The following is a 25,376-nucleotide window of genomic DNA, read 5'->3' as shown; positions in this document are numbered from 1 at the left end:
GTCAGCGCCAGCCGCCGTTGCTCTTGCCGGAGCGGCCGCGTCCCGCCGGCGTCGAACCGGAGGAGGAGCCGCTGCTGCTGGAGCCGGAGCGCGAGCCACCGTTGCTCCAGCCGCTGCCGCTGCTGCTACCACTGCTGCTACCGCTGGAGGAGTCCCGGCTGCTGCCGCCACGGTCCCAGCCGCTGCCGCTGCTGCTGCCACCGCTGCTGCTGCCGCTGCTGTTGCCCCGGCCGCCGGAGTTGCCACGGCCCGAAGGCGGCGTGGCGCTACCGCCAGAGCTGCCACCCGAGCTGCCGCTGCCGGAGTTGCCCCAGCCGCTGCCGTTGCCGGAGTTGCCACCGGAGTTGCCGTTGCCGGAGTTGCCACCGGAGTTGCCGTTGCCGGAGTTGCCACCGGAGTTGCCGTTGCCGGAGTTGCCGTTGCCGGAGTTGCCACCGTAGCCGCCACCGGAGTTGCCGTTGCCGGAGTTGCCGTTGCCGCTACCGGAGTTGCCCCAGCCGCCACCGTTGCCATTGCCGGAGTTACCGCCGCCGTGGTTGCCGTTGCCGTAGCCGCCACCGTTGTTGCCGTGGTTGTCGTCGTCGTCGTTACCGTGGCCCCGGCCACCGCCGCGCCCGGGAGGCGGGTTGCCGTAGCCACCACCGTTGCCGGAGTTGCCGTTGCCGGAGTTGCCGTTGCCGTAGCCGCCGTTGTTGCCGTTGCCGCTGTTGCCGTAGCCGCCACCGGAGTGGCTGCCGCCGTTGCCCCAGCCGCCGTTGTTGCCGTTGCCGCTGCCACGCGGAGGCGTCGTGCCGTAGCCCGTGCCGGACGGCGGCGGGGGACGGCTGTAGGACGAGTCACGGTTGTTGTAGTTCGACGAGCGAGCCGCGCCGCGCGAGGAGCCCACGTAGCTGTACACGGGGGAAGCCCGGTGCGTCCGGTCCCACACGTAGCCGCGGTTGCGCTCGTAGCGGTAGCCCGGGCCGGAGCTCGGGTAGTAGTCGTGGGAGTGGCGCCCGTGCAGGTTGCAGTAACCCCCGACCACGAGCGGGTGGTAGTCCCAGTACCAGACCACCGACGGGCCCCGGTAGTAGTACACGTTGTCCGTGTACGTGTAGTACGTCGTCGTCGGCCGGTAGTCGTGCACGTGCGTGTGCACGTCCGAGCACCAGCCCCCGCCGTACTCGTCCGGCACGGGGTGGTCACCCGAGTAGCTGTAGTCCACCTCGACCGTCCGGTAGGTGCTCCGGTACGGGCCGTCATGAACGTGGGCAACACAGCCGGTCCCCATCATCAGGGCGAGCGGGATGGCGAGTGCGAGCAGGCGGCGCATGTGAGCATTCTCCTGGGCGGAGTGGAGCGGCAGGCTCTCCACTTTCGCGACCACACGGGAGGAGACGCGGCAAGGCGACGGAAATTCACACCGGGGAACGTTTCCCTGGCTGATCGCCCCGCCCAGAGCGCCTTCCCCTTCGCACGATACCCTCTGCCGTCCTCTGGTGGACACTGCCCCGGGTAGTGTAGGTGGAAATGTGTGCGGCCCGAGCCGGGTGGACTGGTGGGCCGCCAAGCGAGGAGCGGGGAACCATGGCGGAGATGGACTTCGGACGGGGGGCGGGCGCGCTCTGCCCGCTTCACCCCGAGCAGCGGGCGTCGCGCACCTGTACGCGCTGCGGCAACTTCATGTGCGACACGTGCAGCGAGGGCGGCCTCCAGCTCACCTGCCCCACGTGCCGCGAGCGCGCCGGGCTGGGGCAGGCCTTCGCGCTGAGCCGTGAGCAATGGAGCGTCGGCGCGCTGCTGGAGACGTGCTGGGGCGCCTTCAAGCGCGAGTGGGTGATGATCTGCGTCGGCGTGCTCATCGTCATCGCCGGCTCCCTGGTGGGCAACGTCATCTCCCAGATCCTCTCCTTCGTCGGCGGGATGGCGGACCACTGGGCGGTGACGGGCCTGTTCCTCGTCATCGGCTTCATCCTGTCGACGGTGGTGCAGGGCCTGGTGTCCATCGGCTTCATGCGGATGCTGTTCGACGTGCTCGACGGCCGGCGCGCGGACGTGGCGCGGATGTTCACCCAGTTCCACAAGGCCGTGCCGTACCTGCTCACCACGCTGCTCACCTTCGCGCTGATGATTCCCGTCGTGGTGCTCATCTTCGGCGGCGCGCTGGGCGCGGCGGCCCTCACGGGAGGCCTCGACGCACTCCGGGGCGCGGACTGGACGGGCGCGAACGGAGGGCAGGACACGTCCGCGGAGCTGGTGCGGGTCCTCGGTTCACTGGGGCCCAGCCTGGCGATGATGGTGCTCGTGGGCGGTGTGCTCTACATCTTCCCGGGCATGTGGCTGATACTGCCCTTGATGTTGGTGCAGCCGGAGATGGCGCGGAGCGAGAACCCCAGCCCCGTCGAGACGCTGCGCCGCTGCTTCGCCTATGCGCGCGGGCAGCGCCTGGCCATGGTGGGGACGTTCCTGCTCGGCTCCCTCATCACCATGGCGGGCGTCCTGGCCTGCTGCGTGGGCGTGCTTCCCGCGGCGGCCTTCTTCCAGCTCCTGCTCGCGGGCCTCTACCTGGCGGTCAGCAACGGAGCGGAGGAGGCCTGAAACGCAACGGGCCCGCGCGAAGTGGCGCGGGCCCGGGGGGCGCTGCAAGGGCCCGCGCGAAGTAGCGCGGGCCCGGGGGCTTCAGTGCACCAGCCGCTCGGCGGAACCCGAGCGCGGCACGGAGGACTTCCCCAGGCACGCGAGGATGTGCTCGCGGTACTCGGTCAGCTCGCGCAGGCCGCACAGCATCCACCGGCCGCCGATGACCAGCGTGGGCACGCCGCGCACGCCGCGGTTGGCCGCGTCGCGGTGCTCGTCGAGGATGAGCCGGCGCGTCTCCTCCGAGCGGAAGGCCGCGGAGAACTCGTTCATCGCCAGGCCCACGCGCGACGCCAGCTCGAACACCACGTCGGTGCGGGACACGTTGATGCCCTGCTCCAGCGCGGCGCGCTGCATGGACTTCGCGAGGAACGCGCGCGCCTGCGGGCCCTGGAGCCGCGCGGCCTCGAGCGCCGCGAGCGCCGGCACGCTGGTGCGCGGAGGGTCTCCCCCGAGCCACAGGTCCGTGGACAGCAGGCTCGCGGCGGGGTCCGGCTCGCGCTGCGCGCGCTGCACTTCTTCCACGAGCCCGCGCTTCTCGCGCTCCGTGGGAAGCGCGTCCTGGAGGCGCAGCGGATACGGCCTGACGCTCCAGCGGAGGGCTTCGCCAAACTCCTGGCGCAGCACGTCCAGGCGTTGGTCGGCGAGGTAGCACCAGGCACAGAGCACATCCTGGTACACGGTGATCTGCAGCGGCTTGTGCAGCGTTTTCATGGAGGGCCGCCAGATTAGAGGGCTCTCCACGCCGATGCCAACTCCTCAGGACAACCCGGCACGAATTGCATTCCTGTGTTCCTGAGGAGCATGCAAGGCGCCTTGCCCTGGGGGCCCGCCTGCTTCCAAGCGTGCGGGCAACCTCACACGGTGGGGGTCAGCGCTTCCTTGCTCACCCTTCGCGAGCCCGCAACCCGCCCGCCTTCTGCTCGGCGTAGACCAGCGCGTGGTCGATGATGGCCCCGGCGATGTCCTGCCCCGTGGCGCCCTCCAGCCCCTCGAAGCCCGGGCTGGAGTTGATCTCCATCAGCCGGGGCCCGGCGCGGCCCTCCAGCATGTCCACGCCCGCCACCTCCAGCCCCAGCACGCGCGCGGCCTGCACCGCTGCTTCCATGTAGGACGCCGGAAGCTCGATTGCCTGCCCCTCGCCGCCACGGTGGATGTTGGAGCGGAACTCGCCCTTCTTCGCCTTGCGGCGCATGGCGCCCACCACCCGGCTGCCCACCACGAGCGCCCGCACGTCGCGCCCTTCGCTCTCCGCCACGAACTCCTGGAGGACGATTTCCTGACCCAGGTCCCAGAACGTATCCAGGATGGTCTGCACCTCCGGCAGCGTGTGGGCGATCATCACGCCCACGCCCTGGGTGCCCTTGATGAGCTTGATGATGATGGGCAGCCCTCCCACCTCCTCCACCAGCCGGCGCACGTTGCTGCGGTCATGCGCCATCACCGTGCGGGGGATGTCCAGCCCCGCGCGCGCCAGGAACTGCAGCGCGCGCAGCTTGTCGCGGCTGCGGGCAATGGACGTGGGCGGATTGAGGACGGGCACGCCCATCATCTCGAAGTGGTTCACCACCGCCAGCCCGTAGGCCGTAATCGACGCGCCGATGCGCGGCACCACCACGTCCACGCCGCGCACCTCGACACCGCGGTACGTCATCCTCGGCGCGCCCTGGGCCAGCAACAGGCAGCAGCGCAGTGTGTCGAACACCAACGGCCGGTGTCCCCGCTCCTTCACGGCCTCCACCAGCCGGCGGGTGGAATAGAGAGACCGCTTGCGGGACAGGATGGCTACCGTCTTCTTCGCGCGCGGGCGGCGGGGCGCTCGCGCGGGACGCTCGGGTGCCTGGAGCCCAGGCAGGGCCGGGGCCTTCTTCGACTTCACTTTGCGGGGAGACATGGGCGGGGCGCGGGAGCCTAGCACCGTCCCACCCGACAGGGCGGGCCGAGTGGGTGCCGTTTGCTATCCTCACGTCAGATGAGTGCTCCCCCTCCGCAGCACCCTGATGACATCCACACCAGCCCCGGCGACATCGGGCAGGACCTCGCCCACTCCCCGCTCCTGGGGGAGACGCTCGTGGTGGACCCCCGCACCACGGTGAAGCTCCACAAGTGTCGGCTGTCCGTCTCCTCCGGCCCGGACACCGGCCGCTCCGTGGTCAGCGACAAGGAGCGCCTGCGCTGCGGCGCTCATCCCGGCAACGACCTGGTCCTCGTGGAGGACCGCACCGCCAGCCGCCATCACTTCGAAATCCAGTTCACCGAGCGCGGCTACCTGCTGGTGGATCTGGGCTCCACCAACGGCACGTTCCTCGACGGGCGGCGGATTGAACGCGCCTACCTGTCCCCCGGCTCGCAGATTCGCGCCGGCTCCTCGATGCTGACCTTCGCGCCGCTGGACGAAGAGGTCACCATCGAGCCCGACCGCGACAGCGAGCTGTGCGGCATGGTGGGGCAGAGCATGAAGATGCGGCAGATATTCGGCCTCATCAAGAAGATCGCCCCGCTGGACGTGTCCGTCATCATCCAGGGCGAGACGGGCACCGGGAAGGAATTGGTGGCGCGCGCCATCCACGAGCTGTCCGGCCGCACGCAGGGCCCCATGGAGGTGCTGGACTGCGGCGCAATCCCTCCCAACCTCATCGAGAGCGAGCTGTTCGGCCACGAGAAGGGCGCCTTCACCGGCGCGGTGGCCGGCCGCCCCGGCGCCTTCGAGCGCGCCCACGGCGGCACCATCTTCCTCGACGAATTGGGCGAGCTGCGCCTGGACCTGCAACCGAAGCTGCTGCGCGTGCTGGAGAACCGCGAGGTGCGGCGCGTGGGCGGCAACGACGTCATCGAGGTGGACTGTCGCGTCATCGCCGCCACCAACCGCGACCTGGTGAAGGAGATTCAGGCGGGCAACTTCCGCGAGGACCTCTACTTCCGCCTGTCCGTCATCACGGTGCAGCTGCCGCCGCTGCGCCAGCGCCGGGACGACATCCCGCTCATCCTCAAGCGCGCGCTGGCGGATCCGGAAGTCGTCGGCAAGCACGGCAAGAAGCGCTTCTCCGCGGAGGCCCTGGGCATGCTGATGTCCTACGCGTGGCCGGGCAACGTGCGCGAGCTGATGAACGTGCTGTCGCACGTGCTGACCTTCAGCGAGGGTGAGGAGGTCCTCCCCACCCACCTGCCGCCTCGCGTGCGCGGCCAGGCCCGCGAGGGGCCGCTGCCCTTCAACGAGCACCTCTCCTTCAAGGACGCCAAGGAGCAGCTGCTGGAGAACTTCGAGCGCGAGTACGTCACCAGCGTCCTGACGCGCTGCGAGGGAAACCTCTCCCGCGCCGCCCGCGAGAGCGGCCTGCACCGCAAGTCGATTGAACGGCTGGTGAAGAAGTACCAGCTCGACACCAAGGGCATGAAGCCGCGCTAGGCTCCCCGCTGTCCGGCCGGCCGTCCCCGCCCCCTCCGGAGGACCCGTCCCTTCAGGCCTGGGTGTCCGGCGCTCGACACAGTCCTGTTACAGAGGTGTGGTCTCCTGTAGGGCGAAGGTCTGTCAGGTCCCGTCAAGTTGACGGATGTGCGATCCGAGTGGAATCCCCGGAACATATGGGCGCCATGAATTCACTGCGTCCAGCGGGAGGGAGGCAATCCGGGCAGGCGATGGTGGAGGCGGCGTTGACGCTTCCCCTCGTCGTGTTCCTCGTGCTGGGCACGTTGCAGCTCTTCATGATGATGCAGGCGCGGGTGCTGGCCCACTACGCCGTCTTCCGGGCCACGCGCGCAGGGTCGGTCGGCTACGGCGACTGCGAGAGGATGACCCACTCGGCCATCCTCTCGCTGCTGCCCTCGTTCCACTCCTACCTGGGCAGCGCCACGCCCGGGACGGGCCCCGCGCAGAAGCTGGCGGCGGCCTTCGCGGCCCGCCGGGACAACCGCTACTCGGCCGGCATCGACAACGGGCATGACGGCAGCATCGTGTGGATCTACCGGCACATCGAGGGCGGCGGCGTGGGCAGCCCACAGGACCGCGGCTTCGACGAGCCCGGGCACCTGCGGCAGCTCGAGGTGCGGATGATCTACTGGTTCCCGCTGCGCATCCCCTTCGCCAACTGGGTGATGTCCCGCATGTTCATGGCGCACCTGGGCATCGAGGACTACACGGCGGCCAACCCGCTCATCCTCGCGGAGCGCAACGCCAACTGGAACCGCGGGGAGACCACGAGCCCGTTCACGCTCGCCGGTGACCTGAGCACGGAGATGCTCAACCGCTACAACCGGAAGCAGTACGTCTTCCCCATCGAGACGACCTTCACGATGCGGATGATGACGCCGCTCAAGTCCCGCTTCTTCCCCACCCCCAACTGCCCACCGGTGCCCTGATGAACGCGCCCCGCTTCTCCTCCCTCCGGCGCGGACAGACGATGGTGCTGTTCGTGCTCAGCATGCTGCTCGTGGTGCTGATGGTGGTGCTGACGCTGTCCTACTCGATGAAGGTGCGTGAGCGCATCGAGGTGCAGACGGTGGCGGACGCGGCCGCCTACACCAACGCGGTGGCGACCGCGCGCACGTTCAACAACATCGCCGTGCTCAACCGTGTGCAGATTGGCCACGCGGTGGCCCAGGCTGGCGCGCAGAGCATCATCTCCTGGACCACGATGTACCGGGCCTACCTGAACGGCGCGCGCTCGTCCTTCAGCAGCGCCAAGTGGCCCTACCAGCTGATGCAGATTCTGTGCGCCTGCGCGCCCTTCAACGGGGCCTGCGCCCGCGCCTGCCGGTGTGGCCGCAAGGGCGTGAGTGACTTGAACGCCCTGATGAACGCCTTCCGCAACGAGGACCGCATCATCGACCCCATCTTCCGGGGCGCGGATATCCGGGCCGCACTGCAGCTGCTGCTCCACCAGACGGCGCAGCTCGCCATCTACACCTCGCAACATGAAACCTACGGCGACCTGGTGGACTCACTGGGAGACCAGCAGTTCGCCCGGGAAATCACGGACCGGGCCGCGCCAGGGGGCCGCCGCTCGGAGTGGCGCACTCCCGGGGGCCTGACGCTGAACCGCAGCGAGCTGCGGGGCGGAATGGCCTGCACGGACAGCGGCGCCCTGTGTGATTTGCCCCTGACGGTGGCCCACGCCGTCAACGCGGCCATGGGCAGCCGGGGCTACCGCTTCGTCACCCACCGCTCGTTCGAGCACTACGTGCCGCACATGATTCGCCTCCTCCTGGCCATGGTCCGCTCGGGCCGGACCAGCTTCCTCATCCTCACGGGCGAGGGGACGGCGTACTTCAAGCAGCCCGCCATCCTGGGCACCATGGACGCGGTGATGAACATGCTCCCGCCCTACGGCTCCGCCGTCACCGCGCAGGACGAGGGCACCATCTTCGGCATCTACCTGCACATCCTCAACGGTGGCGGCCTGCCGTGCCCGCCCGTCATGCCGGGGTCCAATGAGGACGTGAAGTCGGAGGTGGTGGCCTCGGGGATCAGCTTCCGGCACCAGTGGACCGGCGGCCGCGACCCCATGCCCTTCGTCCACTTCCTCGTGCCGTGCACGGGCGGCATCTCCAGCTGCCCCGGCATCTGGCCGGCCTTCGTCGACTACAACACCCTGCAGGTCGTCGACGAGGACGACAACTACGCGCAGCCCAAGAACTTCGCGCTGGTGCAGCGGGACATGGCCGCGCGCCCGGTGGCGGACCCCTGGAACTTCATGACCCGCTTCCGCTTCAAGTCGAGCGGCCCCGGCACGGAGTTCGACTCGCGGGGCCTGACGCTGGCGGACGGCACGCCCAACTCGGTGCAGACGGCGCTGGCCACGGGCATCACCTACTACCACCGCGGTGAGAGCCTCGGCATCGAGCACTGGGCCGAGCCGCCCAACCTCCTCAACCCGTACTGGCGCGCCACCCTCGTCGCGCCGGACATCGACGACTCCGGCCTGAACGACGCCTCCAACACCCTGCGCAACGCGTCCGGCGTCGCGGCCGACACCTTCGACGCCCTCCGCGGCGTGGGCTTCAAGGGGATTCAATGAGCCAGCGCATCCCGTCCCGCCGCCGTGAGCGTGGCGCGGCCCTCGTTGAGACCGCGATTGGCACCACGCTGATGGTGACCGTCATCGCCTTCGGCATCCACTTCGCGGAGGTGGGCTACCTGTCCCTGAAGGTGCAGGAGTCCGCCATCTCCGCCCTGTGGAACAGCACCCACCGGAAGATGCACACCACCGCCCTCGACTACACCGAGGCGGACGACTCCGTGGAGGACGCGGGCCGGGACGCCGCGCGCCGCTACGCGGACTTCAACGGCCTGTCGTACATCAACCGGGCCGCGGGCATCACCCAGGCCTTCACCCGGGGGCAGAACCTCACGGTGAACTGCGACACCGGAGGCGCCGGGCCGGACTGGGAGGGCACCGTGGCCACGCGGCTCATCTACCGCGACCAGGGCCCCGCGCACTGCACCGCCCAGGCGGACCTGACCGCGATTCGCATCCCCACCTCCTTCCTGGAGAACAACGGGAACGGGGAGAAGGGGCTGTACAAAGAGCAGCACGTGGACACCAACTTCAGCAACCTGCGCGTGTGCTCCACGGGCCGCCCGGTGGCGGGCCAGTGCCAGGGCGAGTTCAGCATGCTGGTGGATGACTGGGGCCTGGCCGGCGGCAACATCCTCAGCAGCGAGACGCGCACCTGCCAGATGCTGCTCGGTCAGATGCCGTACGAGATGAATCCGCCCATCTACGTCCCCATTCCCTGCCTCAACCTGCCCTTCTTCAGCGCGGTGTACGGCACCTACCTGCCCACGGCCATCATCATCCCGTGGATGGCGGACATGATGCCCCTGGCGGTGCTCGGCTTCCCCGCGCCCATCAACTCCCGCTACTTCTTCATGAGCGCGCCGGGCGAGGAGATGCTCATGAACCAGTATCCCATCCTGGACCAGCTGCGGGGCTCCGGCATGTTCCCCACCACGCCCGGCTCCCCCATGGCGCTGTCCACGCCCACGTACGGTTACTCGTGGCTGAGACGACTGGGCAAGGGCCGCTGCTTCCTCGGTAGAGATTGCGACTGAAACACAGACAAGGATGAGCCCACCCATGAAGACGACGCGACCCTCCTTCTTCGCCCTGGCCACCATGGCATTCCTGGGCGCGCTGCTGACCACCTCTCCGGCCCTGGCCGACCGGGCCACGTGCGAGGGCAACTGTGCCACCAAGGGAGGCGAGAGCCTCCAGGCCTGCCTGGACCGCTGCCCCTCTCCCGCCATGCCCAGCAAGGGCGGCGACGGTGCCCGCTTCCAGGCCTGCGCCACGCAGTGCACCAAGAAGTACGAGCGGACCTTCAACACGTGCAAGACCAGCTGCCCGAAGGACGGGCCCAGCGGGAAGGAGAAGGCGGCGTCCGTGCCGGAAGACCAATGACGGACGGGAGCCGCGGGCCGTGGAGCCGAGGTAGCGCATGAAGTGGAGTGTGCTGGTGCTGGTGCTGGGCCTGAGTGGCACCGGTGCGGCCGAAGAACGGGCTTCAGCCCCGGCGGACGCCAGTGCACGCCCCGCCGCGAACAAGCCCGCGCAGAAGGCGAAGCCCCCGAAGACGGAGAAGCCGTCCGGCGGAGCGCCCGCGAAGCCTTCCAGCGCGGCGCCCGCGAAGCCTTCCAGCGCGGCGGCCGCGAAGCCGCCCGCGGTGACGCCGCCTCCGCAGATGCTGCCGCCTCCGAAGTCGAACTACCTGCCCCCGGTCGAGGAGCTGGAGCCGGAGCCCCTCCACACGGAGATACCGCCGGGCATGAATCTGCCGCCCGTCTACAAGCAGCCCTTCGTCTGGGACGTGCCCCGGGTGAAGGACATCATCGACGTGCCGGGGGTGATGCTGGCGGACGGCGTCCCCGTGCGGATGAAGGCGGTGCGCAGCGCGGAGAAGATCGAACCGCTGATGCAGCACATCGTGGAGCGGTGGCTGGAGTGGGGCCTCTACGTCGCCCCCGTGGAGCAGCAGCCGCAGAAGCTGCGCGAGCCGATGCTCACCGCCCTGGACCCCGAGCGGTTCATCACCTACTCCGTCATCTTCCAGCCCAACCCGGACGGCACCACCACGCTGTATCTGGGCGAGGCCGACATGTCGAAGCCGCCGGGCGCCACGTCCACGGTGGCGCCGGTGTACTCCGGGGCGGAAGGCGTCCTGACGAGCGACCTGGAGACGGTGCGCTCCGTCACCTACTCGGTGCGCGCGAAGGAGGCGGACGTCGACGCCTTCTACAAGACGGAGCTGGCGAAGGCGGGCTTCAAGGAGGCGAAGCCCCGTCGCTTCCGGGCCGGGCAGGAGGAGGTGGAGCTCATCCTCAAGCCCCTCGCGCCCGGGCAGCTGTCCGTGGTGGTGCTGCGCCGCACCGTCGCCCCGGAGGCGGCGACTCCCGGCGGCGATTGAAGGCACCAGGGGAGCGTGTTACGGCCGCTCTCGCCATGAGCGACACGCCCCCGAAAGAGAAGGACTACAAGGACAGCGTCAACCTGCCGCGCACGGAGTTCCCCATGAAGGGGAACCTGGCGCAGCTCGAGCCGCGGATGCTCGGGTGGTGGGGAGAGCGGGGCATCTGGGGCAAGATTCTGGAGCGCAACGCGAACGCCGAGCGCTTCGTGCTGCCGGACGGCCCGCCCTACGCCAACGGCCACCTGCACGCCGGCCACGCGCTCAACCGCGTCCTCAAGGACATCGTGGTGAAGTACCGCAACATGGCCGGGCGCCTGTGCGACTTCATCCCCGGCTGGGACACGCACGGCCTGCCCATCGAGCAGGCCGTGGAGAAGCGCCTCAAGGACAAGAAGGTGGACAAGCGCACCCTGTCGCGCGACGCCTTCCTGGAGGCGTGCCGCGCCTACGCGCTGGAGTTCATCGAAATCCAGAAGGGCGAGGCCCAGCGCATGGGCACCTTCGCGTCGTGGGACAAGCCGTACAAGACGCTCGACTTCCCCTACGAGGCGCAGGAGATCCGCGAGCTCGCCAACTTCGCGCGCCGGGACATGCTCTACCGCCGCAAGAAGCCGGTGTACTGGTGCCTCACCGACCAGACGGCGCTGGCCGAGGCGGAAGTGGAGTACGAGGACCACGAGTCCCCGTCCGTGTACGTGGCCTTCAAGGCCGGCCCCGAAGTGGCGGACAAGCTGCCCGTGCTCAAGGGCAAGGACGTCGCGTTCGTCATCTGGACCACCACGCCGTGGACGCTGCCGGCCAACCTGGCCATCGCCGTCCACCCGGAGTTCGAGTACGTCTTCTACCAGCTCGGCGCGCGCGTCATCTGCGTGGCCAAGGACCTGCTGCCCAAGGTGCTGGCGGAGGTGAAGGCGGACGAGCTGGCGGTGAAGCACGTGGAGCTGCCCGGCGGCGAGGTGTCCGCGGCGGCGCTGGTGGACCCGTCCCGCATCCTCGGCTACGTGCGCGGCGAGGAGCTGGAGCACCTGACGTACCAGCACCCGTTCTACGAGCGGCGCGGCCGCATCCTGCTCGGTGAGCACGTGACGCTGGAGGCCGGTACGGGCCTGGTGCACACGGCGCCGGGGCACGGCCAGGAGGACTACGAGGTCGGCCTGAAGTACGGGCTGGACATCTACAACCCGGTGCGCCCGGACGGCCGCTACGACGACACGGTGGGCGAGGCGCTCACGGGCAAGAAGGTGTTCGAGGCCAACCCGCTCGTCATCGCGACGCTGGTGGAGAAGGGCGCGCTGCTGAACGACGCGAAGGACACGGTGGCGCACAGCTACCCGCACTGCTGGCGCTGCCACAACCCCATCATCCTCAGCGCGACGTACCAGTGGTTCATCCCGCTGGACAAGCCGTTCCGCGGCGAGAAGACGTTCCGCCAGGCGGTGCTGGACGAGGTGGACAAGGTGCAGTGGGTGCCCTCGTGGGGGCACAGCCGCATCCGCGGAATGTTGGAGACGCGGCCGGACTGGACCATCAGCCGCCAGCGCACGTGGGGCGTGCCCATCTGCATCGCCTACTGCGAGGGCTGCGAGGAGGCGGTGGTGTCTCCCGAGCTGATGGACAAGGTGGCGGACCGGGTGGAGACCGAGGGCGTGGGCGTCTGGTACCGCACGCCGGTGAAGGAGTTCCTGCCCGCGGACTTCAAGTGTTCGCGCTGCGGCAAGACGGAGTTCCGCCGCGAGACGGACATCCTCGACGTGTGGTTCGACTCGGCGTGCATGTTCTCCGCGGTGCTGGAGAAGCGGCAGCGGATTCCGGCGGACCTCTTCCTGGAGGGCAGCGACCAGCACCGCGGCTGGTTCCACTCGTCCATGCTGGTGGCGGTGGGCACGCGCGACATGTCTCCGTACAAGGCCTGCCTCACCCACGGCTTCGTGGTGGACGGCAAGGGCGAGAAGATGTCGAAGAGCGTGGGCAACACCGTCGCGCCGGAGAAGATCATCACCCAGTACGGCGCCGAGGTGCTGCGCCTGTGGGTGGCGGCGAGCGACTACCGCAACGACGTGCGCCTGTCGGACCAGATTCTCAAGGGCCTGTCGGAGAGCTACCGGAAGGTCCGCAACACCATCCGCTACGCGCTGAGCAACCTGTATGACTTCGACCCGGCGAAGCACACGGTGCCGGCGGAGGAGTTGCTGCCGCTGGACCAGTGGGCGCGAGGCCGGCTGGCGCAGGTGGTGGAGCGGGTGCGCAAGGCGTACGAGGACTACGAGTTCCACCTCGTCTACGCGACGGTGCTGGACTTCGTCGCGGGCGACTTGTCCGCGGTGTACTTCGACATCCTGAAGGACCGGCTCTACACGTCGCGCACGGACGGCCAGGCGCGGCGCAGCGCTCAGACGGTGCTGCACGAGGTGGCGTCGGTGCTGCTGCGGCTGCTGGCGCCGGTGATGAGCTTCACGGCGGAAGAGGCGTGGCAGTACCTGCCGGGCACGTCCGCGGAGAGCGTGTTCCTGGCGGGCTTCCCGGAGCCGGCGGCGAAGATGGACCCGGCGCTGGCGGAGCGGTACGGGAAGCTCTTCGCGGTGCGCAGCGCGGTGCAGGGCGTGCTGGAGGCGGCGCGGCGGGACAAGCTCATCGGCGCGTCGCTGGAGGCGCGGGTGGTGCTGACGGCGGATGCGAAGGCGCGCGACTTCCTGAAGGCGCACCTGGACGAATTGCCCGGCCTGTTCATCACCAGCCAGGTGGAGCTGTCGGATTCCGCCGGTGAGAAGTCGCAGGTGCTGGACGTGGCGCAGGCGTTCGGCGACGGCCTGCGCGTCATGGCCGAGGTGCTGCCGGCGAAGGGCGAGAAGTGCCCGCGCTGCTGGACGTACTCGGAGGCCGTGGGGCACGGCGGTGACGTGTGCCTCAAGTGCCGCGACGCGCTGGCGGCTTGAGCCCGCGACGCCTGTCCGAAGGAACCGAGGCCCCGCGCCAGCTCCGCGCGCGGGGCCTCTTTTTGTTCGTCACTCACGCTGCCCGCGAGCGCGGGTCATCACCTCAGGGCGTGTAGAGCAGGGCCGTGTTGAAGTACCCACCACTCGCGGAGTAGCCGCCCGCGATGAGCACCTTGCCCGACGGAAGTGGGAAGTCGACGCAGCCGTAGCGGGATGACGGCATGTTCACGGAGAAGGACGAGGTGCCCGTGGCCGGGTCGAAGAGCTCCGTGATGATACCGGTGTCCTGGGTGCCACCGGTGACGAGCACCTTGCCGGACGGCAGCATCACCCTGGCCGAGGACGAACGGTTGTGGACCAGCGTGCCCACGTTCGACTGGGTATGGGTCACCGGGTCATACAGCGCGAAGGAGGCCCCATAGCTCAGCAGCACCTTTCCGGAGGGCTGCAGCCAGGCGCGGTCCCAGGTCGTGCCAAGGAGGCCCGTGGCAAGTGCCCACGTGTCCGTGGCCGGGTCGTAGAGCTCGCCGCTGGCGCTACCGCCCACGAGAAGGAGCTTCCCGGACGGCAGGGGAATCGTCACGTGGTAGGCGCGCGGGTACGCGGGGCCCAGGGGCGTCCAGGTGTTGGTCGCCGGGTCATACAGCTCGGGGAAGCGGCCGCCGCCCGTCTCGGCGGAGGTTCCTCCGGTGACCAGCACCTTTCCCGAGGGGAGCAGGGTGGCCGTGTGTCCCGAGCGTGAGAAGGTCATGGGCTCGCCCGCCGTCCAGGAGTTGGTCGCGGGGTCGTAGATGTCGACATTGCGAAGCTCGCCGGTGGCCGTGACGTTGGTGCCGCCGCCAAGGACCAGGACCTTGCCGGAGGGCAGGAGCGTCATCGTGTGGTACCAGCGCCCACGGCTCATGATGCCCGCGGCGCTCCAGGTGCCCGTGGCCGGGTCATAGAGCTCCGCCGAGGCCAGCACGTCCGTGTTGAAGCCTCCCGACACCAGCAGCTTGCCGGAGGCGAGCAGGACCGAAGTGGGCAGGTAGCGCGCCGTGAGCATGTTGCCGGTGGCAATCCACCGCCCCACGCCGCTGCTGCCGCAATCCGAGCCGTTGAGGACGCCGACGCTGAACGTATGCGAGGCGGAGAAGCCCTTCGCGTTGGTGACGGTGGCGGTGAGGGTCGGCAAGGCGCCCGAGTCCACGCAGGCCGGGGCCGTCCAGTGGACCTCGCTGGAGGTGAAGCTGTTCGTCGGCGTGCCCACCGTGCCGGTGCTCGCGGCCCAGTGGAAGCTGAGCGCGCTGCCGTCGCCGTCCTCGGCCAGGATTCGCAGGGTGACGTTGCCGCCGCCGGCCACGGAGGTTGCGGACTGGTGGGTGAGGACGATGCGGGGCGGGATGCTCACGCCCGTCTCCGGGCCCACGCAGATGCGCAGGGTGCCCTGGCTCTGCCCGCCCCGCGCATCCATCACGGCGACGGTGAGCGCGCAGTTTCCGCACGACTCGCCGGCGGGCACCGCGTTGGGCGTGAAGGTCGCGCTCGAAGCGGTTGCCTGGGTCCACGTGCCCGTGCAGGAGGCCGTCCATTGATAGGCCAGCGCGTCGCCCTCGCCGTCGATGGCATCCACGGTGACGGTGGTGCCCTGGCCCACCGGCACCGGCGAGCGGGAGACGGTGATGCCTCGCACGGTGGGTGACGTGTTGAAGGAGACGCTGATGCTGGCGTTGCCCGCCGTCCCTCCGTCCGTGGAGATGACGTTGACGGTGACGTTGACGCTGGCGGACGCACCACGCGAGTCCGTCACGGTGAGCGTGAGGACATAGGCCCCTGGAGTCTGAGGAGCGGTCCACGTCGTCGTCGTTCCCGTGGAGGAGAAGCCGCCGCCCGTGGCCGTCCAGGCATGGGCGAACGTGTCATTCACGTCCGCGTCATGCGTCGTGGCCGTCAGGGTGATGCTGCCGCCCGGGAGCACCATGCTGGCCGAGGCCACGAGCGAGTCGATGCAGGGGACGGTGTTGTCGAACGGAGGAGTCGTGTCGATGGCCTGGAGGGTGATGGCGACCACCGCCGTCTCGCCCGCGGTGATGGTGACGCCCGTGGCCTGACCCCGATAGCGCAGCACGCCCTCGGCGTTGAAGGCCTCGGCGGTGAAGGTGCGGTCGGTGCCCGCGGGCACCTGATAGAGCGTTCCGCTCCAGGTCCCGTTCGCCAGGGTCAGCGCCGTGGTGGTGGTGGGCGCACCCGTGGCCGTGAGGGTGACGGTGACCCGGGTGACGTCATCTCCCGCGAGCGCCTGGGGAACGGAGCCCGCGAACTGGACGGAGCCCGAGGCGGGTGGGGTCTGCTCGGTGGGAGGGGGCGTGCCGCAGCCCAGCGTGGAAGACACCACCACGGCCATGAGGCAGAGCAGTGACCACTGTGCCTTGCTTCGCTTGTGCATCTAGAGTCCTTGCCTGAAGGGGAGCAGGGAATGGCCTCGGCCCCCGGAAACCGAGGTGGACGAGCAGTGATTGATGGGAAGGGCAATTCCTTGCACCGGCCCGCCGTCAGGAACGGGAGGCTGGCGCCGGGAGTAAACCCTTGCAGCAAGCATTTGCAAATCCCTGCCCGGATGTCGCACGTCTGCCATCTGGCGCGCCGGGCATGGTGATGTCTGCTTTGACCTGGTGCGGTCCAGGTCCCATGTGGAACCCCCTACCTGCCCGGTTCGCCCTGCTCGCCGTCCTGGTGGCATCCGCCTCGCTCGCGAGTGATGGGGACGTGCCTCGGAGGTTCGGGGCATGTCCTCTGCTCGCGCTCGGTGGACCCTGCTTCAGGGGAGGCCTGTGAGGCCTCTCACCTGAACTCCTCCACGATGAAGGCCCCTGTGACGTAGGTGTCGATGATGGCGGTTCCGGGCTTGGACTCGGGCCGCTTGCGGAGCTGCCCGGAGCCGAGCCGGGCCACGGCGCAGATGGGCAGTCTCTTGCCGTCACTCAGCCGATGGGCCTCGTAGTACCGGATGACCACCTGGGGCCCGCTCGTCCAGACGCGACCATAGAGCCGGCTGGGTGCTTCGATGATGCCCAGGTCGTCCTCGAGCACGCTTTCGATGGGGCCCTCGTAGAGGACGACGGGCGACCTGAGGGGCTGGTTCGCGTCGATCTGCACGAGCGCGGCGTCTCCGACGTGCAGCCCCAGATAGCCCATCACCTCACGGGTCTTCTCCGGACACTCCTCCGGTCCTGGAGTTCCGTCCGAGCGAAGGGCCACACCGCTCGTCGCGGAGCCGGGACAGCCCGAGGTCGTCACAAGCAGGGCGGCGCAATACAGGAGCGCGAAGTGGTGGGAGGACATGCCTCTGGCGTTACTTAGCACCAAGCTGCGGTTCCAACTCAACGAAGGCCTGCCGGACCCCGTCGTGCCGGTAGACCTCCAGGAACAATGTCGTCAGCGCTCCACCGTCCATGAACGCGCTCTTGTCCGCGACGAAGGCGAGCACCCCGGACGCACCCGGAGCGATGGATGGGGTCGTGGCGCGTACGGCGAACGGCCGCTCACTGCCGCTCTTCAGCGTCGTCAGCCGGGCGGACTTCATGCTCCACGGCTGTTTTGCATGGAGGTTCTTGAGCTTGAGCACGACCCCCACCTTTCCCTTGCCCTTGTACACAGAGCCGGTACCCACCAGCTCCTCATCCTTGCCGGAGAAGTAGGAGGCGATCACGAACGGTGTCTGCTCCAGGGCCCCAGAGGCCAGCAATGCCGCGAGCGCATGGTCCTCGGAGGTTTCCTCCTCGCGGAAGCGCTGATTCTGCTCCTTCAGGACCCTGTTCTCCTTGAGCGCGTCATTCAGCGCCGAGGACATGGCCGCATGGCTCTCGCGGTCCTTGAACACGTTGACCTGCTGGTCGGCTCGCCAAGTCGCTTCCGGCTGGGGCGGCCGCAGGAGGAATGGAACCTCCGTTCCATCCGCGAGCGTCACCAGCAGGGGGATGCCTTCGTCCGCGTCGAGGTCCCGGAGCGGCTCCAGGATGACCTTGCGGCCCACGACACCCAGTGGCTCGAACCGGCCTTCCCATCCGAGCAGCTTCGTCCGGGTCGGGTCTACGAGCTGCTCGAAGCGGAGCGCCGTGACGACCTGTCCCTTCACGTAGACGCGATGGGTGGCGTCATCCGGGTGCTCGGAGAGCAGCAGGCTTCGGACGGAAAGAGCGTCGCGGTCACCGGCGAGGGCGGTAGACGCGAACAGCACGACCAGCAGGGCAGACCGTGTGGGTAGGGAGGGCCGCATGGTGCTGGAAACCTAGCAGGTCTTGAAGTGATTCCAAGACGAGCAGTCATCGGGTGGTCCGCGCGCAGTGGGCATCTCCACCGGCTGCGTTACTGTGAGGCCATGTCCGAGGTACCTGTTCCCGCATCCCCTGTTCCTCCACGCGTGTCCCGCCGCCGCCGTGTCCTCGCGGTGTTGGTGAGCCTCGTGCCCATGCCTGGGGCAGGGCACTGGGCGTTGGGGCTGTGGGGGCGCGGCCTCTTCTTCCTCGCGGCTGTGCTCATCTGCTTCGCGCTGGTGCCCTTCGTGGGAGTGGCGGCGCTAGTGACGTTGCTGGGGGTCCTTCTGGCCGCCGCGGTGGACGCGGGACGCGTGGCACCTCCCGCGAAAGGCGTCCCTTCGCGCGGCATCACCGTGCTCTGCGTGGTCTGCTTTGCGATCCTGGGCGGGCAGGCTGTGATGGGCGTCCGCACCCTGGTGGCCGAGCCCTGGAGGGTCCCTGGTGCCAGCATGGAGCCCACGCTGCTCTACGGCGATCAGTTCTTCTCGGACAAGACGGTATCCGCGCCCATGCGCCGCCGCCCGGTGGAGCGCGGAGAGGTCATCGTATTCACCAGCGTGGACGACCCGACGAAGAACTACGTCAAGCGCGTCGTCGCCGTGGGCGGAGACACGGTGGCTCTCCGGAACGGGCAGCTCTTCCTGAATGGGCAGGCTGTCGCGAGGGAGCGCCTCCCGGACTGCGCGGGCCTCGAGTTCACCGACCCACGAGGCGGATGCGAGCTGTACGCGGAGACACTCGGTGCGCACCACTACCAGGTCCGGCAGAGTCCCGAGGTGGCACCCTCCACGTTTCCGAAAGACGCGAGCGGCTGTCCCCAGGGCATGGAGGCATCGGGGAGCGGCTGCCGCGTGGCCGAAGGGTACCTGTTCGTGCTCGGGGACAACCGGGACAACAGCTACGACTCGCGCTACTGGGGCGCCGTGCCCATGAACCACCTCAAGGGCGTGGCCACCGCCGTGCACTTCTCGCTGTCCCCCACGCGGGGAGTCCGCTGGGCGCGCATCGGCCAGCGCGTCCCATAACGCCCCGTCCTCGGTTCGTGCATTCCGCCACCGGGTGCACTCTGGCGTCCTGGGAATTTCAATCCAGCACGTTCACCAGCCCCGTCAGCGGCGCCACCCGCATCAGGCTGCGCGCGCGGAGGTGAAGGGAACGCGGAGGTTGCTCGGCGACGCCGCTCCCACCGTGCGCCGCGGGCCGTTTGGCCAAACCCTGCTCCGCTCCACCACGAAGCGCACCTGCTGAATGCGAAGGAAGTGGAGCCTCGCCCTTCGGGCTTGAGGCGCGCCTACCCCGCGTCTCCCAGCGCGCGTAGCTTGTCCACCAGCGCCTGCATGCGCTGCTGGTGGGTGCCCGCCCAGTAGACGCGCCGGCAATCGGCGCACTGCTGGAAGCGGGAGTGTTGCTCCGCCACGCGCTCGGGAATCCGGCCGCGCACGGCGTCTGGCTCGGCGGAGGTCAGTGGGCCGTTGCAGGCCAGGCACCGGGAGAAGGGCCGCATGCGCGAGGCGAGGCCGAAGCGGCGCACCACCTCCACCAACTGGTGCGCGGGGTCCGTGGAGCGGGGGAAGTAGCCTCGCACCACCTCGCCCCGCTTGAGCACGCCGATGTCTCGCGTGAGCAGGATGCGGTCCTCGTCATGCGACAGGCGCGCGAGCGTGTCGTCCGCGTAGTCGTTGCGCCACAGCGAGTCGAAGCCGAGCATCCGCAGGAAACCCACCAGCCGCCCCAGCCCCACGTCCAGCACGAAGCGGGGCACCTCCTGCGGCGGCGGCCCCACGCGCGCCTCCGGTGCCATGTCCAGCGAGTGGAAGGGCGGGTAGGCCACCACGCGCGAGCCCGGTGCCACCCGGTGCGCGAAGCCCACCGGCTCCCCATCCACCAGCACCACGTCCACCTCCGGGTGCGGCGGCCCCAGCGACTCGATGAGGTCCTTCACCGAGGGCGTGCCCTGCAGCGCGTGGGTGAATTCCTGACCCCTCCGCTCCGGCGGCAGGAAGTCGTTCAGCGCCCCGTAGAAGCGCACCGTCACCCCGGGCTTTGGCTGCATGCGCGCTCCATCGCACGGCTCTGTCCGGGCTTCCATGGCTCCTAGGCCGGAAATCGTGGGTGTAAACATGTAGCCGAGCGGTAAGTCACAAGACTGTCACACGGCAACCTTCTATACTCACCGGGTCGTCCGCGCCCTGGCGCGACGGCCCAGCACCCCCCCTCGACACCACAACATCGGGCTCGTCCGCATGAAGAAGACGCTTACTTCCCTCCTGTGTGCGGCGATGTCGCTCACGGCCCTCGTCCTCGCTTGCGGTGGGGAGGACCCGGTAACCCCGCAGGTCCCGCTGCCGCTGGCGGACGGTGGCGTGCTGTGGGCGGACTGCGAGCCCTCGCGCGCGGCGACCACCTGCCCGGAGGGGGCGTCCTGCCGCTTCGTCGAGCACTACGGCCGCTCCATCTGCGTGCCGGCGTGTGATCCGCAGGCTGCGTGTGAGCCGTCCCAGGCGGCGTGCTGCGTGGGCAACGAGGACGGCGGCGCGGGCTACTGCGTGCCGAACGAGGTCTGCGCGGCGCTCGACGCGGGCACGGACGATGCCGGGAGCGAGGACGCGGGGGCCGACGCTGGCGTCATCCCCGTGGAGACGGACGCGGGCGGCTCGAAGGACGCGGGCACCGAGGCGGACGGCGGACCGAAGGGCGATGCGGGCATCGACGACACCGACGCGGGCACGGTGACGGACGCGGGCACTGGCGGCACGGACGCGGGCACGGTGACGGACGCGGGTACTGGCGGGACGGACGCGGGCACCGGCGGCACGGACGCGGGTACCGGCGGCACGGACGCGGGCACGGTGACGGACGCGGGCACCGGCGGTACGGACGCGGGCACGGTGACGGACGCCGGCACGGTGACGGACGCGGGCACTGGCGGCACGGACGCGGGCACGGTGACGGACGCGGGCACTGGCGGGACGGACGCGGGCACTGGCGGCACGGATGCAGGCACTGGAACCGACGCGGGCACCGTCACGGACGCCGGGACGGACGCGGGCACGCCGCCCCAGGGCTACACGGACATCCGCGTCATGGCGGCCAACATCACCAGCGGGAACGGCCAGGACTACAACCCGGGCCACGGCATCCGGCTGATGCAGGGCGTGAAGCCGGACGTCGTGCTCATCCAGGAGTTCAACTACCTGACGGACTCGGCCGCGGACATGCGCTCGATGGTCGACCAGATTGGCACCGGCTTCTATTACTTCCGCGAGTCCGGCGCGCAGATTCCCAACGGCATCATCAGCCGCTGGCCCATCATCGAGTCTGGCGAGTGGACCGACCCCAACGTCTCCAACCGCGACTTCGCCTGGGCGCGCATCGACATCCCCGGCCCGAAGGACCTCTGGGCCATCAGCGTGCACCTGCTCACGTCCAGCTCCGGTGACCGCAACGCCGAGGCCACGAGCCTCGTCGCCCGCATCAAGGCCAACATCCCCGCGAGCGACTACCTGGTCATTGGCGGCGACTTCAACACGGACACGCGCTCCGAGGCCTGCCTCACCACCTTCAAGCAGGTGGTGGACACCGCCGGCCCCCACCCGGTGGACAAGAACAACAAGGACGGCACCAACGCCGGCCGCACCAAGCCGTATGACCACGTGCTGGCGGACTCGGACCTGCGCCAGTACCAGCAGGCCACCGTCATCAGGGGGGCCACGAGCTTCAGCACCTTCGCCAACGGGCTGGTGCTCGACAGCCGCGTCTACACGCCCATCTCGGAGATTTCACCGGCGCTCTCCAGCGACAGCGGGGCCGCCAGCATGCAGCACATGGGCGTGGTGAAGGACTTCCACGTCCCCAACTTCTGAAGCGGGACTCGAAGCATGTGCGGCGGCCCGGGCTCCCCGGTGCCGCCGCCGGCCTTCAGAAGCTCCACTTGTGCTTGTTGCGCTCGATGAACCGCGCCACCGGAGGAATCCGGGCGACGAGCGGCGTCAGCATGAACACGGCGGCCAGCCGCAGCGGCTTCACCACCTGCGACGCGGCATAGGCCGCCGCCCAGCTCCCGGCCTTCGCGCCCGTGCTCTCCGCCTGGAAGCCGAGCTGGATGGCCGCGTAGAAGCCTACGATGACCAGGCCGAAGATGACGTAGTTCATCAGCAGCGCCAGCGGCCCGTACTCCAGCAGCAGGTTCTTGAAGCGGGCCATCAGCGAGGGCTTCGCCGGCTTCGCGGCGGCCTCGGTGGGTGGGGGCATGTCGGATGCAGGAGGATTCACGTCGGGCTCAACAGGCGGCATGCGGGCACCATGCCCGAAACCGGTGCCGGCCGGGAGACAGAGCAGGCGGGCCGGCTGCCGCCGGGGGGCTCTCCGGGTTGTCAGGAATCCGTGGAGCGGGTTAGAGGAATGGGACGCATCATGAAAGCCCCTCTCCGCCTTCTCATCCTCGTGGCGGTCACCGTGCTCGCAGCAGATCAGGTGACCAAGTACCTGGCCGTGTCCCGGCTGACCAATGCGCTGGATGGTCAGGAGGGGCTGGCACGCGTGACGGGCTTCCTCGCCGAGCGCAACCTGGACAACGACCCGCCGCCGGTGGACGGCCCGCGCCGGGTGTCGAGGCCGCACCGCTTCATCGAGGACTACTGGCACTTCCGCTACGTGGAGAACCCGGGCGCGGCCTGGGGCCTGTTCGGCAACCTGCCGGACGGGGTGCGCAAGGCCTTCTTCCACGTGGTGAGCCTGGCGGCGCTGGCGTTCATCTTCCTCATGTACCGGCGCACGGCGGTGGAGCAGCGCCTGGTGCGCGTGGCCCTGGCGCTCATTACCGGCGGCGCGCTGGGCAACTTCGTGGACCGGCTGATTCGCGGCTACGTCATCGACTTCATCGACTGGCACTGGCGCAACCAGCCCGGCATGCGGTGGCCCACCTTCAACGTGGCGGACGCCGCCATCTGCGTGGGCGTGGCCTTCATGCTGCTGGACTCGCTGCGGGTGCGCCGTCCGCAGCCCGTCACCGCGCCGCTGACGGAGAGCCCCAATCCGTGACGGGCGGGGGGCTCGTGGTGTAAGCCCCTGTCCGTGCCGCGCAAATACGTCATCCTCCTCGCCGTCACCCTCGGCGTCATCGTCCTGGACCAGTGGACGAAGTACCTCGTCGTCCGCGACCTGACCACCCAGATGGATGGGAAGGAGAGCCTTGGTGAGCGCCTGGGGGCGATGTACTCGTCCCCGCCGCCGCAGGGCTTCGACGGGCTGCACTACCGCCCGAAGCGCCACATCGAGGTGGCGGAGAACTTCTTCCGCATCCGCTACGCGGAGAACCCGGGCGCGGCGTGGGGCCTGTTCCGCAGCCTGCCGCCCTCGACGCGCGGCCCCCTCTTCCACGTGGTGAGCCTGGGCGCGGTGCTGCTCATCACCTACTACTTCCGGAAGCTGTCCGGCACGGCGCCCGAGGAGCGGTGGGCGCTGTGGGGCCTGCCGCTGGTGCTCGGCGGCGCGCTGGGCAACTACATCGACCGGCTCGCGCGCGCCTTCGTCATCGACTTCCTCGAGGCGCACTGGTTCGACAAGGCGACGTGGCCGTCCTTCAACATTGCGGACTCGGCCATCTGCATCGGCGTGGGCATGCTGCTGGTGGATGCCTTCGTCCGGAAGGAGAAGCCGGCCCCCGCCGCCCCCAACGCGAAGGCCAAGGCCTAAGCACCCGCCCGCAGACCGAGCAGCCGGCCAGGCGCCGGCGCGCTCCCACGCCTTGCCCCGCCGGCGGAGGAGGGTAGCCTTCGCGCGGCTCACGCCCCTCCCGCCTCCCCCGGCAGGTCTCCATGCTTCCCGTCCTCTTCCGCTTCACCTTCACCGCCCTCTGGACGCAGCTGCTGCTGTACGCGGTCGCAGCGGGGACGGTGGCGTACATCGCCTTCAACGGCTGGCGCGGCGCGGTGGGCCCGCTCGACGAGAAGACGAAGACGCGCGCGCCGGCCACGTCCATGGACCGGCTCCTGCGTGCGGCGGCCTTCGGCGGCATCGGCGCGGTGCTGGCGTGGTACGGCCTGAAGTACGCGCTGCCGGCGGGCGCCTTCCCGGGCGCGAAGGGCGAGGGCATTCCCCTGCACACCTACGGCGTGCTGCTGGCGGGCGGCTTCATCGCCGCGGTGTCGGTGGCGGGGCGCCTGGCGCAGGACGAGTGGAGCAAGGTGCAGCTCGTCGACGGCTCGTGGGTGGACGTGGAGGGCCCGAAGCGGCGCGAGCAGGTGATGGACATGGCCTTCTGGGCGCTGGTGGGCGGCATCGGCGGCAGCCGGCTGCTCTTCGTGCTCGTGAACTGGCAGGACTACGCGAAGGACTGGACGCAGGTGCTCTCGCTGGGCGGCGGCCTCGTCTTCTACGGCGGCCTCATTGGCGCGTCGGTGGCGTGCTGGTTCTTCGCGCGCGCCAACGGCATGGACTTCCTGCGGCTGGCGGACGTGTGCATCCCCACCGTGTCGCTGGGCCAGTGCCTGGGCCGGCTGGGCTGCTTCAGCGCCGGCTGCTGCTGGGGTGACGTGGCGCCCGCGACGGCGTCCACCGCGGTGCACTTCCCCGGTGGCGGCATGGCGCAGGACCTCTTCGGCCAGCTCAGCGGGACGTCCAGCCTGGCGTACTCGTCGCAGGTGGACGACGTGCGCTACGTCGTGGAGGCGACAGGGGAAATCCTCCACCAGGCGGCGCCCGGCGCGGTGCGCATGGCCGACTGGGTGGCGCAGCACGGCCACACCCTGGGCGTCTATCCCACCCAGCTCTTCGAGTCCGTGGGCCAGCTCGTCCTCTTCGTGGGGCTCATGTACGCGCGGCGCTTCCGCCGCTTCCACGGGCACATCCTGGCGCTGTGGCTGATGGCGTACGCGGTGCTGCGCAGCACGGTGGAATTGTTCCGTGGTGATGTGGAGCGCGGCACGCTGCACGGCCTGCTGGAGTCCACGGGCGCGCACGGGCTGGCGAACGTGGTACCGCTGGAGGCCTGGTACAACATCTCCACCAGCCAGTTCATCTCGCTGTGCATGTTCGGCTTCGGCGCGGTGCTGCTGGCGCGCCACGGGCGCGGCAAGGTGGGCGAGGCGGCGGGCGGCCTGGGGCCGACACCTTCGGCCGCGTGAGG

Annotated in this window: 21 protein-coding genes; 13 read left to right on the top strand and 8 right to left on the bottom strand. The window is 69.4% G+C overall.

Translation table 11 applies throughout. The features are described from left to right. Window position 1 precedes the first annotated feature (1 nt). Window positions 2–1,312: a hypothetical protein gene (locus tag G4D86_RS44525; RefSeq protein WP_205520350.1), complete on the bottom strand. Its 1,311-nt coding sequence runs from the start codon at window positions 1,310–1,312 to the stop codon at window positions 2–4. A gap of 254 nt (window positions 1,313–1,566) precedes the next feature. On the opposite strand from G4D86_RS44525, the gene G4D86_RS44520 reads away from it, so the two are divergent. After that, the gene (locus G4D86_RS44520; protein ID WP_164001126.1) at window positions 1,567–2,577 is read left to right on the top strand and encodes a hypothetical protein; all 1,011 of its coding nucleotides are present in this window, start codon (window positions 1,567–1,569) and stop codon (window positions 2,575–2,577) included. An 81-nt stretch (window positions 2,578–2,658) separates the two neighbouring features. Here G4D86_RS44520 and G4D86_RS44515 read toward each other — a convergent pair whose 3' ends face one another. Further along, a complete protein-coding gene (locus G4D86_RS44515) occupies window positions 2,659–3,330 on the bottom strand; it encodes a DsbA family oxidoreductase (RefSeq protein ID WP_164001124.1) in 672 nt (223 codons plus the stop codon). Between the two features lie 172 nt (window positions 3,331–3,502). Beyond that, window positions 3,503–4,510 carry an ATP-grasp domain-containing protein gene (locus G4D86_RS44510; protein ID WP_164001122.1) on the bottom strand — a complete coding sequence of 336 codons (1,008 nt, stop codon included), beginning with the start codon at window positions 4,508–4,510 and terminating at the stop codon, window positions 3,503–3,505. A gap of 78 nt (window positions 4,511–4,588) precedes the next feature. Here G4D86_RS44510 and G4D86_RS44505 point away from each other — a divergent pair, with 78 nt between their 5' ends. The 7 genes from G4D86_RS44505 (at window position 4,589) to ileS (ending at window position 13,955) form a co-directional block, all read left to right on the top strand. Next, the gene (locus G4D86_RS44505) at window positions 4,589–6,022 is read left to right on the top strand and encodes a sigma 54-interacting transcriptional regulator (protein ID WP_205520349.1); all 1,434 of its coding nucleotides are present in this window, start codon (window positions 4,589–4,591) and stop codon (window positions 6,020–6,022) included. A gap of 185 nt (window positions 6,023–6,207) precedes the next feature. Next, window positions 6,208–6,972, top strand: coding sequence for a TadE/TadG family type IV pilus assembly protein (locus G4D86_RS44500; RefSeq protein WP_420821888.1), 765 nt, complete (start codon window positions 6,208–6,210; stop codon window positions 6,970–6,972). Beyond that, complete coding sequence (locus G4D86_RS44495) at window positions 6,972–8,630, top strand: pilus assembly protein TadG-related protein (protein ID WP_164001120.1); 1,659 nt, start codon at window positions 6,972–6,974, stop codon at window positions 8,628–8,630. The genes G4D86_RS44500 and G4D86_RS44495 overlap by 1 nt, the downstream gene beginning before the upstream one ends. Next, on the top strand, window positions 8,627–9,667 hold the full coding sequence (locus G4D86_RS44490) for a TadE/TadG family type IV pilus assembly protein (protein WP_164001118.1): 1,041 nt from the start codon (window positions 8,627–8,629) through the stop codon (window positions 9,665–9,667). The genes G4D86_RS44495 and G4D86_RS44490 overlap by 4 nt, the downstream gene beginning before the upstream one ends. 25 nt (window positions 9,668–9,692) lie before the next feature. Then, window positions 9,693–10,016: a hypothetical protein gene (locus G4D86_RS44485; RefSeq protein ID WP_164001116.1), complete on the top strand. Its 324-nt coding sequence runs from the start codon at window positions 9,693–9,695 to the stop codon at window positions 10,014–10,016. A 37-nt stretch (window positions 10,017–10,053) separates the two neighbouring features. Next, complete coding sequence (locus G4D86_RS44480) at window positions 10,054–11,019, top strand: hypothetical protein (RefSeq protein ID WP_164001114.1); 966 nt, start codon at window positions 10,054–10,056, stop codon at window positions 11,017–11,019. A 35-nt stretch (window positions 11,020–11,054) separates the two neighbouring features. Beyond that, on the top strand, window positions 11,055–13,955 hold the full coding sequence (gene ileS / locus G4D86_RS44475) for an isoleucine--tRNA ligase (protein WP_164001112.1): 2,901 nt from the start codon (window positions 11,055–11,057) through the stop codon (window positions 13,953–13,955). Window positions 13,956–14,058: 103 nt separating this feature from the next. Here ileS and G4D86_RS44470 read toward each other — a convergent pair whose 3' ends face one another. From G4D86_RS44470 to G4D86_RS44460, 3 genes are all read right to left on the bottom strand, one after another. Then, complete coding sequence (locus G4D86_RS44470) at window positions 14,059–16,380, bottom strand: Kelch repeat-containing protein (protein WP_164001110.1); 2,322 nt, start codon at window positions 16,378–16,380, stop codon at window positions 14,059–14,061. 395 nt (window positions 16,381–16,775) lie between these two features. Next, complete coding sequence (locus tag G4D86_RS44465) at window positions 16,776–17,276, bottom strand: hypothetical protein (RefSeq protein ID WP_164001108.1); 501 nt, start codon at window positions 17,274–17,276, stop codon at window positions 16,776–16,778. 10 nt (window positions 17,277–17,286) lie between these two features. Continuing rightward, a complete protein-coding gene (locus G4D86_RS44460) occupies window positions 17,287–18,210 on the bottom strand; it encodes a DUF2381 family protein (protein ID WP_164001106.1) in 924 nt (307 codons plus the stop codon). A gap of 192 nt (window positions 18,211–18,402) precedes the next feature. Between G4D86_RS44460 and lepB the strand changes: the two genes are divergently transcribed. Further along, window positions 18,403–19,275 (top strand): signal peptidase I, encoded by an 873-nt coding sequence (lepB, locus tag G4D86_RS44455; RefSeq protein ID WP_164001104.1) that lies wholly within the window; start codon window positions 18,403–18,405, stop codon window positions 19,273–19,275. Window positions 19,276–19,541: 266 nt separating this feature from the next. Here the strand turns inward: lepB and G4D86_RS44450 are convergent, their stop codons facing one another. Then, window positions 19,542–20,303: a Mut7-C RNAse domain-containing protein gene (locus G4D86_RS44450; protein WP_164001102.1), complete on the bottom strand. Its 762-nt coding sequence runs from the start codon at window positions 20,301–20,303 to the stop codon at window positions 19,542–19,544. Window positions 20,304–20,493: 190 nt separating this feature from the next. Between G4D86_RS44450 and G4D86_RS44445 the strand changes: the two genes are divergently transcribed. After that, window positions 20,494–22,113, top strand: coding sequence for an endonuclease/exonuclease/phosphatase family protein (locus G4D86_RS44445; RefSeq protein ID WP_164001100.1), 1,620 nt, complete (start codon window positions 20,494–20,496; stop codon window positions 22,111–22,113). 55 nt (window positions 22,114–22,168) lie between these two features. Here the strand turns inward: G4D86_RS44445 and G4D86_RS44440 are convergent, their stop codons facing one another. After that, window positions 22,169–22,522 carry a hypothetical protein gene (locus G4D86_RS44440; protein ID WP_164001098.1) on the bottom strand — a complete coding sequence of 118 codons (354 nt, stop codon included), beginning with the start codon at window positions 22,520–22,522 and terminating at the stop codon, window positions 22,169–22,171. Between the two features lie 141 nt (window positions 22,523–22,663). On the opposite strand from G4D86_RS44440, the gene lspA (G4D86_RS44435) reads away from it, so the two are divergent. The 3 genes from lspA (G4D86_RS44435) to G4D86_RS44425 all read left to right on the top strand — a co-directional run bounded on the left by lspA (G4D86_RS44435) (window position 22,664) and on the right by G4D86_RS44425 (window position 25,374). Further along, window positions 22,664–23,290: a signal peptidase II gene (lspA, locus tag G4D86_RS44435; RefSeq protein WP_164001096.1), complete on the top strand. Its 627-nt coding sequence runs from the start codon at window positions 22,664–22,666 to the stop codon at window positions 23,288–23,290. 33 nt (window positions 23,291–23,323) lie between these two features. Further along, window positions 23,324–23,944, top strand: a complete 621-nt coding sequence (gene lspA, locus G4D86_RS44430) for a signal peptidase II (protein WP_164001094.1) — start codon at window positions 23,324–23,326, stop codon at window positions 23,942–23,944. Window positions 23,945–24,066: 122 nt separating this feature from the next. Continuing rightward, window positions 24,067–25,374 (top strand): prolipoprotein diacylglyceryl transferase, encoded by a 1,308-nt coding sequence (locus tag G4D86_RS44425; RefSeq protein ID WP_164001092.1) that lies wholly within the window; start codon window positions 24,067–24,069, stop codon window positions 25,372–25,374. The last annotated feature ends 2 nt before the right edge of the window (window positions 25,375–25,376 follow it).

The organism is Pyxidicoccus caerfyrddinensis (assembly GCF_010894405.1).
Taxonomy (GTDB): domain Bacteria; phylum Myxococcota; class Myxococcia; order Myxococcales; family Myxococcaceae; genus Myxococcus; species Myxococcus caerfyrddinensis.
The sequence above is the reverse complement of the archived record's forward strand: the minus strand, read 5'-3'. Positions and strand labels throughout refer to the sequence as shown.